Annotated in this window: 9 protein-coding genes and 2 pseudogenes; 4 read left to right on the top strand and 7 right to left on the bottom strand. The window is 52.9% G+C overall.

The window, feature by feature from the left end:
- Positions 1-3: 3 nt before the first annotated feature.
- From mrdA to AC0VXT_RS13690, 5 genes are all read right to left on the bottom strand, one after another.
- A complete protein-coding gene (gene mrdA, locus AC0VXT_RS13710) occupies positions 4-1,920 on the bottom strand; it encodes a penicillin-binding protein 2 (RefSeq protein ID WP_475545860.1) in 1,917 nt (638 codons plus the stop codon).
- Between the two features lie 165 nt (positions 1,921-2,085).
- Complete coding sequence (gene mreD, locus AC0VXT_RS13705; protein WP_475545859.1) at positions 2,086-2,601, bottom strand: rod shape-determining protein MreD; 516 nt, start codon at positions 2,599-2,601, stop codon at positions 2,086-2,088.
- Positions 2,598-3,641 (bottom strand): rod shape-determining protein MreC, encoded by a 1,044-nt coding sequence (gene mreC / locus AC0VXT_RS13700; protein WP_475545858.1) that lies wholly within the window; start codon positions 3,639-3,641, stop codon positions 2,598-2,600. The genes mreD and mreC overlap by 4 nt, the downstream gene beginning before the upstream one ends.
- 83 nt (positions 3,642-3,724) lie before the next feature.
- Positions 3,725-4,765, bottom strand: coding sequence for a rod shape-determining protein (locus tag AC0VXT_RS13695; protein ID WP_022733266.1), 1,041 nt, complete (start codon positions 4,763-4,765; stop codon positions 3,725-3,727).
- 182 nt (positions 4,766-4,947) lie between these two features.
- Positions 4,948-5,730, bottom strand: coding sequence for an alpha/beta hydrolase family protein (locus AC0VXT_RS13690; protein WP_475545857.1), 783 nt, complete (start codon positions 5,728-5,730; stop codon positions 4,948-4,950).
- A 310-nt stretch (positions 5,731-6,040) separates the two neighbouring features.
- On the opposite strand from AC0VXT_RS13690, the pseudogene AC0VXT_RS13685 reads away from it, so the two are divergent.
- Positions 6,041-7,277, top strand: a pseudogene (locus AC0VXT_RS13685) (IS3 family transposase).
- 46 nt (positions 7,278-7,323) lie between these two features.
- On the opposite strand, the gene AC0VXT_RS13680 reads toward AC0VXT_RS13685, so the two are convergent.
- Positions 7,324-8,874: a 2-isopropylmalate synthase gene (locus tag AC0VXT_RS13680; protein WP_475545856.1), complete on the bottom strand. Its 1,551-nt coding sequence runs from the start codon at positions 8,872-8,874 to the stop codon at positions 7,324-7,326.
- A 602-nt stretch (positions 8,875-9,476) separates the two neighbouring features.
- Between AC0VXT_RS13680 and AC0VXT_RS13675 the strand changes: the two genes are divergently transcribed.
- The 3 genes and pseudogenes from AC0VXT_RS13675 (at position 9,477) to AC0VXT_RS13665 (ending at position 12,083) form a co-directional block, all read left to right on the top strand.
- On the top strand, positions 9,477-10,100 hold the full coding sequence (locus AC0VXT_RS13675; protein WP_475545855.1) for a LysE family translocator: 624 nt from the start codon (positions 9,477-9,479) through the stop codon (positions 10,098-10,100).
- 131 nt (positions 10,101-10,231) lie between these two features.
- Complete coding sequence (locus AC0VXT_RS13670) at positions 10,232-10,549, top strand: hypothetical protein (protein WP_475545854.1); 318 nt, start codon at positions 10,232-10,234, stop codon at positions 10,547-10,549.
- Positions 10,550-10,667: 118 nt separating this feature from the next.
- Positions 10,668-12,083, top strand: a pseudogene (locus tag AC0VXT_RS13665) (IS1182 family transposase).
- 152 nt (positions 12,084-12,235) lie between these two features.
- Here AC0VXT_RS13665 and AC0VXT_RS13660 read toward each other — a convergent pair.
- Positions 12,236-13,270, bottom strand: a complete 1,035-nt coding sequence (locus AC0VXT_RS13660; protein ID WP_475545853.1) for a hypothetical protein — start codon at positions 13,268-13,270, stop codon at positions 12,236-12,238.
- Between the last annotated feature and the right edge of the window lie 81 nt (positions 13,271-13,351).

Below are 13,351 nucleotides of genomic sequence, written 5' to 3'. Positions count from 1 at the left end.
TGACTAACCCTCGCCTTCTTCGGACTGTGGGGGCTTTGGACGGAGCTGAGCGCTGGCAGGCAGATCGGCTGCTGATATCCCCGGTCGGGCAGATTGTAGTTCCTGCGCCTTGATTAAAAGGTCACGGACAATCGGGGCTGCGACCGACGACCCACCGCCACCATGATCGACCACAACCGCACATGCATAGCGTGGATTTTCAATCGGGGCGAAGGCAACAAACAGAGCGTGATCGCGATATTTCCATGGCAATTCATCATTGTCCAGAACACCGGTAGTCTGGCGTTCGCGCATGGTGATTCGGCGGACCTGGCTGGTGCCGCTTTTCCCTGCCAGTTCCATGCCTTTGATGTCAATGCGCGCTCGATATCCTGTTCCGTGTAGTTCGTTACTGACCCCGTTCATGCCGTCGCGTACGCGGGCAAGACTGGCGCGGCTGATCTGGAGGTCAGGGAATTCTTCGTTCTGTCGGCTTGAAATGCCATCCGGTGCCACATGATCACGCGTCAGATGGGGTTTAACGGCTTTGCCCGATGCAATACGCGCCGTCATGGTGCAAAGCTGAAGCGGGGTGGTTAAAACATATCCCTGTCCAATGGATGCAATCAGGGTTTCGCCCCCTTGCCAGCGTTGGCCGAGCTGGATCTCTTTCCAATCTTTGGTCGGGATCAGGCCGCTGCGTTCATTGGGAAGGTCAATGCCGGTTTCCGTACCCAGGCCAAGCTTATTGGCCATCGCAGCAATCCGATCAATGCCGATTTTCTGAGAAATTTCATAGTAATAGACATCGCAGGAATGCTTGAGCGAGTTATGCATGTTGACCCAACCATGCCCACCGCGTTTCCAGCAATGGAAACGGGCATTACCCAAATCAAGATGCCCGTTACAGAAGAACCTCTGGTCCGGTGAAATGATGCCGGATTCTAGCCCCGCCAAGGCAACGCACATCTTAAATGTTGAACCGGGGGCATAGGTACCGTTCACAGCCTTGTTTGACAGCGGTGAATAGGGATTGTTGACCAGAGAGTTCCAAAGTCTGTGCGAAATACCAGTGGTAAAAGCGTTGGGGTCATAGGCCGGGTGCGACGCCATGGCGAGCACCTCACCATTATGGATGTCCATAACGACCGCAGATGCGCTTTTCTGTTTTGAAAGCCGCTGATTGGCATAGCGCTGCAATTCAAGATCAAGCGTCATGACAACGGTGTTACCGCTTTCGCCTTCTTCGCGTTCAAGTTCGCGGATGACGCGGCCCAGGGCATTGACTTCGACCTGACTTGTTCCTGCTTTGCCGCGCAGTGCGAGATCGTAAACCTTTTCAACGCCACTTTTACCGATGGTAAAGCCCGGCAATTCCAAAAGCGGATCGCCGTTCAGTTCCTTTTCGGAAACAGCGGCAACATACCCCAGCGTGTGGGCAAGGTGCGGTCCTTCGGGATAATCACGTGATCGACCGGCATCAATGATAAGGCCGGGCAGGTCGGGTGCGTTAACACCAACCCGTGCGACTTCATCCCATGTCAGATTGTCGCGAACGGTTACTGGAACAAAGGACCGTCGCTTTGCAACGTCGCGTTCAACCCGTTCGATGATACCCGGGCCAAGATCAATAATCTGGTTAAGGATTTCAAGTGTACGGCGCACGTCAGGTGTTTGTTCGCGCACAATCATGATGTGATAATTCTGACGGTTCACTGCCAACTGCGCGCCGAACCGGTCGGTAATCAGGCCGCGTGGCGGTGGCAGCAAGCGATGAGAAATACGGTTTTCATCGGCTAGTGTCCGGTACCGGTCACTTTCAAGCACCTGAAGGTAGTACATGCGCGCAGCCAGACCGGTAAGCAATAATCCCTTGCCCGCACCCAGCATCAGGGCGCGTCGGGTGAATAGTTTGTATCTGTCTGAATCGCGGTGCCACATGGGCGAAGATTACCTGTCTATGCTCGATAATGTGGGACAAAACCCGGTCGTTTGAGCCGTTCTATCTGGCTTGTCGCTGCTTGGAAACCATCTTGTTACATCATAACGGATCACTGTTGCCAAAACATCAACTTCGCCAGATTTTTCTATGCATGATGCTGTTGCTTAGATATAGCGCAGCAAGCTGTTTTGGGCACGGGCCAGCCCCCATGCCACAAGCGGGAAAAGTAACGACGTGAGCACATAACTGATCAATGTCGCCTTGATCGGCAAAAGGCCCCCGATCAGGGCTGAGCTTAGCAGCCATTGCACCAGTAAGGCTGGAATGGCCACCAGCGCAAAGCCCCACCACATCACGCTGAACGACTTATTGTGGAAAAAGCGACCCTGACTGGCCGAGCCGGTCTGGACAAGCAGCAGCACGAGTGAGCTGACCCCCAAAGGCAATCCCATTAGAAGGTCCTGCAAAAAACCAAGGAAAAAGGCGGACAGGGCTGTTAGCAGATCAGGGCGGTTCACAGACCAGTAAAATACCGCCATCAACGCCAAAGAAGGTGAGGCCGTCGAGAGCAGGGGCAGGCTGACAGGCAGCAGATTGATCAGAAGCAGGACGAAAACACTAAACGCCGGGAGAAGACCGCGTGCAATAACGTCCAGTCTATGCCAGACGCCGGGTTTCACGGACGATCCCCTTCTGGGGCCGGTGGTTTGAACATCGGTTTGTGGGCATCGATCTCGGATTCTTTGGGCACGACACCAACACCGGCCGGGATGTCAGGTGCAAGGTTGGTGGCATCGGTGTTTGATGGCGCCTGACTTTGGCGAATGCGTTGCTCACTCAGGATGCCATGCAGGCCATAATTGGCAACACGCAGGTATTCAAGCTGATGACGGCGGAACAGTGGGGCAATACGCACCGCATTTTCCGAAACCGACGATACAACGCCAACCGGAATACCGGGCGGGAATGCGCCACCATGGCCGGACGTCAGGATGCGGTCACCCGGTGCGACAGTTGCATCCGCCGTCAGGAAGGTCAGAAGCGGGCGGGTGGTGTTGTCGCCGGATACAAATGCGCGATCGCGCGAATTCTCAACAATGACCGGAACGCGCGAATTGATGTCGGTAATCAAAAGCACGCGCGATGCCTGATATCCGGCTTCGGCAATGCGTCCGACAAGACCTTCGTCGGCAATAACCGCCTGTCCCTTAATCACCCCGTCGCGCGATCCTGCCGAAATCATCAGGCTGTGGGCATATGCACCGCCCATATCCGCAATCACGCGGGAAGTCACAAGATTTAGGGAAGGTGGGGTTGTGTAGTGCGCCAGATCACGCAGACGGTTGTTTTCGTGCGACAAATTACGCGCGGCTTGCTGCCATGCCAGAAGTTGCAGGTTTTCACGGCGCAGGCGTTCGTTTTCCTCGTACAGATGTGCGAGGTTGTAAACTGTGTCGGTAATTTCGTTGATACTGGATGCGGGACGGGACACGATATTCATCACCGGCGACACAAGGTCGGCCGATGCGGCCCGAATGCGTTCAATCAGGACTGTATCGGCCTTGCCCAAAAGCATTAGTCCAAAGGCCGAGAAGATCAACAGAATGAAAGCGAAGCGGTGAAGCGCCGTACGTAACGGCGAAAAGATACGCTGCTGCGGACCGCCATGCTGTGCCAAGAGTATTCCTCGCATTTCGAGAAAGGTTATCGAATATCCCATCAGGATATCCAACCTTAACGAAATCACCGAGTCGCGTCCAGTGTGGATACGACCCGGTGAAAAGTTTTTCGATCAGATCTGGCTTAGTACGCTGTGTGCAGAACGTTGCGCAGCATCTTTTTCTCTTCGAGTGCGCGACCGGTACCGAGCGCAACACAGGAAAGAGGATCATCCGCAATCGAAACCGGAAGTCCGGTTGCATGACGCAAGACATAATCAAGATTGCCAAGCATTGCGCCACCACCGGTAAGCACGATGCCCTTGTCAACGATATCAGCTGCCAGTTCCGGTGGCGTCTGCTCAAGCGCGACCTTGACGGCCTCGATAATTGCAGAAACCGGTTCGGCCAGGCTTTCAGCGATCTGACGTTCGGAAATCATCAGTTCTTTTGGCACACCATTCATCAGGTCACGGCCACGGATTTCAACCGTTGCACCATCACCGTCATCGGGTGCGCATGCAGAACCGATTTCTTTTTTAATGCGCTCAGCAGTGCTTTCGCCAACCAGCAGGTTATGGGTGCGACGGATGTAGGCGATGATTGCCTCATCCATTTTGTCGCCACCAACACGTACTGAGCGGGCATAAACAATACCACCAAGCGACAAAACGGCGACTTCGGTCGTACCACCACCGATATCAACAACCATCGAGCCGGTCGGTTCGGTAACCGGAAGACCGGCACCAATAGCCGCAGCCATCGGTTCGTCAATCAGCCAGACCTTACGCGCGCCAGCACTTTCAGCACTTTCCTGAATTGCACGGCGTTCAACAGCGGTCGAACCAGATGGAACGCAGATGATGACTTCCGGGCTCGCGAAGTTACGACGACCATGCACTTTGCGGATAAAGTGTTTGATCATTTCTTCGGCGATATGGAACTCGGCGATGACACCGTCACGAAGAGGACGGATCGCCTGAATATACCCCGGAGTACGACCGAGCATTTGTTTGGCTTCTTCACCAACCGCAAGAACTTGTTTCTTGCCTTTTTCGTCGGTAATGGCCACCACGGATGGTTCGTTAAGGACAATGCCTCGCCCTTTGACGTAAACCAGTGTGTTAGCGGTGCCCAAATCCACCGCCATGTCGGAGGATAAAACCCCAAGAAGCTTGGAAAACATTCCTGCCCTATGCCCCGGTTAATAGTAAAATCTTGAATACGAATGTACCGGCTTTGATAGCGCAAGGATTAAGCCGATGCACGAATAATCTGCTCAGGGGATTGAGGAATAATTAAGGCGCGTCAAATTCTTGAATTAAAGCAACAAAAACATGATCAGGAATATGGTCTTGGCGGTTTAATTCAATTTTGACCGCTTTTGTCTTCAATCTCATTATCAGACAGGAAGTCCGTGATGAGGGATACGACTGTTGGACTGTTTTCAACAGGAAGCCATTCCCGAGTCGCTTGTTTTTCAACTGTTTCGTCACTGTTCACCAGTTCCAACTGCACCGGCTTCCGGTTGGGGCCAAGGTCGCGGTCGATGCGCCATTGACACCATGCAGGGGGATTGAACGGATCATTCCTGATCCCGACCAATAAGCTTGGAACAAAATTATCCATCTCCGACATGCATTGCGGACGAAGCCCGACCAGTGCCCGGAACCGTTCGGGGATGCGTTTGGCCAGTCCATGACGGTAAATGGTGAATTGGGCCGCGGCGGCCCCATACCCATAGCCAAACACGGCAATGCGTTTCGCGTCGATGTCTGGTTGCTGTGCAAGGTAGGAAAGTGCGCTTAGGGCATCAAATGCCCAATAGGTGACCCCGTGTTTGGGTTTGTCGAGTGAACCTTCTGTGCAATAGGCCTGCGACGGATGGGCCTGATACGGGGAAATCAGCAAAACGCCAAGGCCGATATCTTGCAGAATGGTAATCCAGTTTTCGGGAAACTGGTCATTGCAATCGGGCAGGGCGACAACAGCGGCATGTTTGCGGCCTTGGGCCAGATCGGAGTTCTTTGGCGGGAAATAGCGGGCCGGGATATCTGATTGCATGCTGTCGTCAACGTCGGGAATTGTTTTCCCTTCTGCGATCAATCGTTGGCGCAGACCACTTACCGGATAAGGCTGGGCAGGGACCATAATCGACTGCGCCGGCTCTGCCTTCGCGGCGTGTGAAATTCCCGCAATTGAATAGAAGGTACTCACGTAAAGCAGGCAACCAACCAGCAGAAATCTCAGGCGACAGTGTCCGGAACTATGCAATCCAAGCATGTCATCACCCCGTTCATGGTTTCATTAAGATGATACCACAAAGGGCGACCGCACGATATTTACATCAGACATAACGGGTGACGTGCGATAGAGAGCGCAAAAAAAAGGCGGCGAAACCGCCACCTTTTTCAAAGCTTTGTCACGTCCTGAAATACGTTGTCACCTACAGGAGATGACAATGTCTACTTCAGGCAAAGTGCGTCGTAAACGCACACAACGAGATTACAACATGGGCTTTAAACTGGCTGTTGTTGATCAGGTTGAAAAAGGCGAACTGACCTATAAGCTAGCGCAGGACCGCTATGGCATTCAGGGACGAAGTACGGTCCTGAACTGGTTGCGCAAACATGGTAAGCTCGACTGGTCCACAGCGAGGCATACTGCCATGTCCAAATCAGAAGAAACCCCGGAACAGAAGATCAAGCGCCTTGAAAAGGAACTTGAGGATGAGCGTATCCGCGTCATGGTCCTTGATGGCATGATCACGATCATGGATCAGGAATATGGAGCGGGCTTGCGAAACAAGTATTTATCCGAACTGCAAGAACATTACAGGCGCAAGGCAAAGTCAGTCTGAGCAGAAGCTGCCGTTGCTTTGGTTTGTCACGGCAATCGGTTTACCAATTACTGCACCGTCGTCGACAGCGACAGGTGCAGCTTGAACCGCTGCATGCATGCATGCATGTGTGATGCGCTTGCGTCAACACATGCCCCGTCTCGGCACACGCAAACTCTATCACCTGCTTGCCGGGGATCTGCGCCGACTTGGCATCAAGCTGGGGCGAGACGGTTTGTTTGACTGGTTGCGTGAACAACGCCTTCTGGTCAGGCCGCGCAAGAACTTCACCAAAACAACCAACAGTCGCCACTGGATGCGCAAACACCCAAACCTGTTGATCGAACGCAAGGCGGTTGGCCCCGAGGAGATTCTTGTCAGCGACATCACCTATATCGAGAGTGACCAGGGCATCCATTATCTGTCTCTGGTAACGGATGCCTTCTCACGTAAAATCATGGGGCATGTTCTCAGCCATGAAATGAAAGCATCGGATGTGGTTGGCGCCCTGAAACAGGCGGTGCGCAATCGACTGCCGACACATCCCCTGATCCATCATTCTGACCGGGGATTACAGTACTGCTCTGGCTGCTATCAATCTGTCTTGCGCAAACACAGGATCACTCCGTCGATGACAGATGGATATGATTGCTATCAGAACGCGCTGGCCGAACGCATCAACGGCATTCTCAAACAGGAATTCCTGTTTCACCGCTGCAAGACATTCGAAGATCTCAGGCAACTGGTCAAGGAGGCTATACAGACATACAATACCATGCGACCGCACCTCGCACTGGCGATGCAAACCCCAGAACAAGTGCATCAAAAAGCCAGCGGACGATATCCGCTGGCTCCTTGAAAACCGTCAACGTATTTTAGGACGGCACACTTGTGAAAAGTACCGATCAGGACGCCATGGCATCCGGTGCGGTTCTTTTGCTTTTTTCAATCAGCTTGTTAACCGCGGTCACATAGGCAACACAGGACGCGACAACCGTGTCGGTGTCTGATGCATTGCCAACCACAGTGCGGTCTTCACCGTCGAGTTTAACTGTCACAGTACCTTGTGCGTCGGTACCCTCGGTCACGGCGTGCACCTGATAGAGTTTCAGGCGCCAGTCATGGGGATAGATTTCCTTGATCGCGTTAAACGTCGCATCAATTGGACCATCACCAGTGGTTTTCGCCGTGCGGCTTTCGCCATCCACAGTCAGTTCGAGTTCTGCCGTCTGCGGGCCGCGTGAGCCACATGTCACGGTCAGGCCAACGAACTTGATGTGTTCGTTGTCACGCATGCCGTCATCGACCAAGGCGACGATGTCGTCGTCGTAGACTTCTTTTTTCTTGTCGGCCAGTTCCTTGAAGCGTGCGAAGGCATCTTCGATGGCGTTGTCACCCAATTCGGGAAAGCCCAGTTCCTTGAGCTTTTCCTTAAAGGCGTGGCGACCGGAATGCTTGCCCATCACCAGACTGGATTTATTCAAGCCGATGCTTTCGGGCTTCATGATTTCATAGGTTTCAGCATTTTTCAGGAAGCCGTCCTGATGAATGCCGCTTTCATGGGCAAATGCGTTCGCGCCAACAATCGCCTTGTTTGGCTGAACAACAAAGCCGGAAACAGCCGAAACCAAACGCGATGCGTTCATGATTTTGGTTGAATCAATGCCGGTTTCATATGGGAAGGCATCGTTGCGGGTTTTCAGCGCCATGATGATTTCTTCGAGTGCGGCATTCCCGGCACGTTCACCCAAACCATTGATGGTGCATTCGATCTGACGTGCACCGGCATGAACAGCTGCCAGCGAGTTCGATACAGCCATGCCCAGATCATTGTGGCAATGAACCGACAGGATCGCCTTGTCGATGTTTGGCACGCGGTTAAACAGCATGGTCATCAGATCGGCATATTCGGTCGGGGTGGTATAGCCAACGGTATCGGGGATGTTGATCGTGGTTGCGCCCGCGTCAATTGCCGCTTCAACGCAGCGGCACAGGAAGTCGTGCTCGGTCCGTGAGCCGTCTTCTGCCGACCATTCAACATCGTCGGTGAATTTACGCGCCAGCGTCACACTTTCGATGACCTTTTCCAGAACGCGTTCTGGTTCCATCTGCAGTTTGTATTTCATGTGCAGCGGGCTTGTGGAGATAAAGGTGTGAATACGTTTGTTTTCCGCAGGTTCCAGTGCCTCGGCAGCGCGTTCAATGTCACCCTTGGCCGCACGGGACAGCGAACAGATGGTCGGGCCCTTGATTTGCTTGGCGATTTCATTGACGGATCGGAAGTCGCCATTCGAAGCGATGGCAAAGCCTGCTTCGATGACGTCAACTTTCAGTTCCGCCAGAGCATGTGCCACACGCAGTTTTTCATCGAGCGTCATCGACGCACCCGGGGACTGTTCCCCATCACGCAGGGTGGTGTCAAAAATGATGACGCGATTGTCGTTTGCACTAGCCATTGTCTTGTTTCCTGATCAAACGGGCCTTGCCCGGTATATATAAATTCTGTCTGGAAGGAGTGCGGGCCATCTGGCGCGACTTTTTCCCCTGAGCTGCGGCACCGTGATCAACATCGTCTGCGTGATCTGGTCCGTCGTCTTTCGCTCAGGGGCGTGTAAGTCGTAGCGCGCCTAGGGCAGCGAGACCAAGTAGACCGAAAAATAGGTTGAGAGCAGACAGCACAAAGGCGCCCGAAGCGGTGGCTTCGGCGCGATCGGCAAATGCATCAATGTTGCAATTGTCTGCGGTCATCGGTCTTCATCAAATGGTTTTCTAGGCCAGACGGTGCTGGCGACGTCCCCAATTTCGTTTGAGCGTCCACGAAGGTCAAGTAATTTTTGTATCTTTTGTTGGCTTTTTTGAGTGGAATTTAGCGAGCTACGCCAATCCGCAGGCTTATCTTTGGCTTTGTCGGGGCATTTTTTACCTTCAGATATGCCGTTATCTTGAAAAAGACGCTGGCTGCGTTTCACGTTATCGGGTAGTGGTTTTGCCGTGATTTTGCGAATTGCAAGATTTGCGCATTACAGTTGCGCGCCACCCACCGTCACAGGAATATTCTATGGTCAGTTTGTCCTTGATCGGGGCCTTTATCCCGACGGCCTTTTTTGTCTCGATTACGCCGGGCATGTGCATGACGCTTGCGTTGACACTTGGCATGACCATTGGTCTTCGCCGTACCTTGTGGATGATGATGGGCGAACTGGTCGGCGTTGGGATCGTTGTTGTGGCATCGGCACTTGGTGTGGCAGCCGTAATGTTGCAGTACCCGGCGATATTTGCCGTTTTTAAATATATCGGCGGCGGCTATCTTGCTTGGTTGGGTATTCAGTTGTGGCTATCGCGCGGACGCATGGCAATTTCATCCGAAGTCGAGGGTGCCAAGACGGCAACCCCCTATGGCTTGATAACCCAGGGGTTCGTGACGGCCATTGCCAATCCAAAAGGCTGGGCTTTCATGATTTCATTGCTGCCCCCCTTTATCAGTCTGGAACATGCGATGGCGCCACAGCTTTCGGTGCTGGTTGTAATCATCCTGATGACCGAACTGATTTGCATGACGCTGTATGCGACAGGTGGCCGTTCGTTACGTCGGTTCCTTGAAAAAAGTGGCAATGTCCGGATACTCAATCGGATCGCAGGAACCTTGATGGTGGCTGTTGGCGTTTGGTTGGCATCAAGCTGAGTGGACTGCTGGAACCGGTATGTGGCCTCGTTTGAAAAAGCCCTAAGTCGTTATTCTTTCGTGCGTTAATGTTTGTTTTGTTACTTGGCACTACCATATGCAATTAAGGAAAAATTGCAGGGTGAGCAGTCATGCGCGAGATGCGCTGTATCGTTTTTGAAGACGCTGAACTGGTCAAGGCGCTGATGGCGTATCGCCGTCGTTCGGGAAAGCCTCTTCCGTCCGGGCAGATTAGCGGTCTTGAGATCGAAAAAAAGCCCGAAGTCATTGTGCGGATGACAATCACATCGGATGCTGACGAAAAAGTTGTCGTGCCAATGGCTGGGGCGGAGCTTGCTGCGGCAATGATCGCGCATTGCATTGATACAAGAGTACCTGTGCCAGCATCCTCGAACAAATCCATCACGACGATTGATGGTCACATCGCACTTAAAATTATGCTGAGCTGATGTATTCAGAACGGGTCAGAATAAAGACCTAGAATTAAAAAAAAATCGCGGAGTAAACCGCGATTCAGATTGCTGACAAAGTCCTCGCCATTGGCGGGGACTTTTGATTCAATAGGGTATGCTTAAGAAGAAGACATCGCATCAGGAAGAACTTGAGATGGTGACCTTGTCATCTCTGGTGCCATCGGATCATCTGCTGCGCAAGATCGACGCGGTGATCGATTTCAGTTTCATTCATGACCGTGTCGCGCATTTGTATTGCGCCGATAACGGGCGTCCGGCACTTGATCCTGTGATGTTGTTCAAGATGCTGTTTGTCGGTTATCTGTTTGGCATTCGCTCGGAACGCCAGTTAATGCGCGAGATCGAGGTCAATGTCGCCTATCGCTGGTTCCTGCAGCTTCGCCTGACCGACAAGGTGCCCGATGCCAGCACGATCAGCCAGAACCGGCGGCGACGGTTCAATGACAGCGATATCTGTCAGGAGATTTTCGACGAGATTGTCGAACAGGGGATCCGGGCGGGGCTTGTCGATGGCACAGTCCTCTATAGCGACAGTACCCATCTCAAGGCCAATGCCAACAAGAACCGTTTCGACCGTCAGGTGGTCGAGAAGTCACGTGCCGACTACCTTGCCGCCCTTGATGCTGATATTGCCCGGGACCGAGCCGGTCACGGCAAGAAGAGAAGGACCGTCAGCCTGTTACCAAAGAGACGAAGGTCAGCCGCACCGATCCCGACAGCGGCTATATGGTGCGCGATGGCAAGCCCAAGGGCTTTTTCTATCTCGATCACCGAACTGTGGACAGCGCCCATGCCCTGATCACGGATATCCATGTCACGCCGGGCAATGTCCATGACAGTATTCCCTATCTGACGCGCCTGGACAGGCAGCGCGCCCGGTTCGGCTTCGATGTACGGGCAGTCGGCCTGGATGCGGGATATGCCACAGCAGGGATCGCCAGAGGATTGGAAGACAGGGAGATTGAGGGGGTGATCGGCTATCGCCGTCCGACCCATCGCAAGGGCTATCTGCGCAAGCGAGACTTTGAATATCTGCCCGGGATCGATGGTTATCAATGCCCGCAAGGAGAAATCCTCAAATACAGCACCACCAACAGAACCGGATATCGGGAATACAAAAGCAGCCCGAAGGTCTGCAAAACCTGTCCGTTGCGTGATGCCTGCACGCAAAGCCGCAATCACACCAAGGTCGTCACACGCCATATCTGGCAGAAGAGTTCTTGAGAAGATCAACGCCAACCGGCTCAGCCCGTGGGGCAAGCGGATATATGAGCGCCGCAAGGAAACGGTAGAGCGCAGTTTTGCAGATGCCAAGCAACTGCATGGCCACCGTTACGCACGCCTGCGCGGCCTCAAGGTACGCGAGCAGTGCCTGCTGGCCGCAACCGCCCAGAACATCAAGAAGATCGCCGTGATACTGACGCGCAACGGGGCCTTTTGTGACGTTATTTTACTGGCAGTCGCATATATTGCCCTCAGACCCCGGTTCTGGCGGGCATCACCCGCATAAATCCGGCGCTATCCTGCGGTCCCCAAAAAAACATCTCTCGCCTCTAAAATAAAACCCCGCCTCAAAAAGGCGGGGTTCGTCAACAGTCTGAATCGCGGAGTAAACCGCGATTTTTTTTGTGATTTAGCTGTCGTGTTCTGTGCAGGTCTCTATTACCACTGCATCATCTTGCCCTTGAGCGCACCCATGCGTTCGTCTTCGTCTTTGAAGGTTTGCCCGGATGCGATGCCATCTTGCATCTTGGTCATCAAAAGCCACTGTTTGACCTTCATGAAGCGCGGTGCAAGGAACTGGTAAGTGTCTCGCACAAGTCGAACGGCCACCGGGCCACGCTCAACCTCAAGATCTTCCCACTGAACAATAAGCGGTTCCCACGCGCGCAGGCGCCGATGCAGGTCATCGCGTTTGGTGCGGATATATTGCCGTTGGGACGAAAAGTTTTTCAGGACGGACATGATTTCGCCGGTATTGGCGTCAATCTCTTCAAACGTCGTTTCGAACTTCTTCTTGGCATCATCAAGCAGGCGAATGGCTTGGGTAACAGTTTCCAGAACGCCTTTTTCATGCGCGTAAATGCGGCGAAGCTCCTGCATCTTGCGGTCAACCATCTTGATGCTTCGATATTTCTCGCGCAAGGTCTCGACATAGGAAAGTTCGTCTGCAACCTGATGAACCAGATTGACGACTTCTTCGCGGTTTTCCTTGCCCAATCCAAGCTTCTCAGCGACTTCGTCAAAAGCCTGATTGATCTTCTTTTTGGTGCCGGGATCTTCCGCGATCTGCATGAGCTGATCAGGATCCGTGATCAGTTCTTCGTTGCCTGACATCCATGTCACGAGCTGCATCGTGATACGGTTATAGGCAATCGCCTGATGTGCTTCGTCGACATCCCACGATGCTTCACCAGTCAGAACCTCAAGCGGAAGGTCATCGCCCGGCCGCAAGATGTTAATGAAATTAAGTGCTGTATCGATCAGACTGATCAGCTCACCATCCTTGGAATTCACATCAATATCGAATTCACGGCAGATAGCACGCAGCGGCAGCGAAACAACCGATCCCTCGGCCATTTGCAGCACAAACAGAGCTTCATCTGAAATATCAGACTTTTGAAAGTGGCATTCTTCGAACGTTTTGAAAATCTTGTGTTCAAGTTCAATTTTACGTTCGGATTTCTTGCGCGTCATATGGTCGCTCCGCCCCGCAAAGCCATTGGATTCTTATGTTGTATGGCACAAGACCGAATATAAGAGGTTCGGCCTGTTCAT

The organism is Thalassospira sp. Z349TD_5 (genome assembly GCF_056173045.1).
The sequence above is the reverse complement of the archived record's forward strand: the minus strand, read 5'-3'. Positions and strand labels throughout refer to the sequence as shown.

Bases quoted from the DNA above. Each gene is read 5' to 3' on its own strand.
- AC0VXT_RS13695 (WP_022733266.1), bottom strand. From the start codon at position 4,765: ATGTTTTCCAAGCTTCTTGGGGTTTTATCCTCCGACATGGCGGTGGAT.
- mreC (WP_475545858.1), bottom strand. From the start codon at position 3,641: ATGGGATATTCGATAACCTTTCTCGAAATGCGAGGAATACTCTTGGCA.
- AC0VXT_RS13670 (WP_475545854.1), top strand. From the start codon at position 10,232: ATGCGCGAGATGCGCTGTATCGTTTTTGAAGACGCTGAACTGGTCAAG.
- AC0VXT_RS13690 (WP_475545857.1), bottom strand. From the start codon at position 5,730: ATGGTCCCTGCCCAGCCTTATCCGGTAAGTGGTCTGCGCCAACGATTG.
- AC0VXT_RS13660 (WP_475545853.1), bottom strand. From the start codon at position 13,270: ATGACGCGCAAGAAATCCGAACGTAAAATTGAACTTGAACACAAGATT.
- AC0VXT_RS13680 (WP_475545856.1), bottom strand. From the start codon at position 8,874: ATGGCTAGTGCAAACGACAATCGCGTCATCATTTTTGACACCACCCTG.
- mrdA (WP_475545860.1), bottom strand. From the start codon at position 1,920: ATGTGGCACCGCGATTCAGACAGATACAAACTATTCACCCGACGCGCC.
- AC0VXT_RS13675 (WP_475545855.1), top strand. From the start codon at position 9,477: ATGGTCAGTTTGTCCTTGATCGGGGCCTTTATCCCGACGGCCTTTTTT.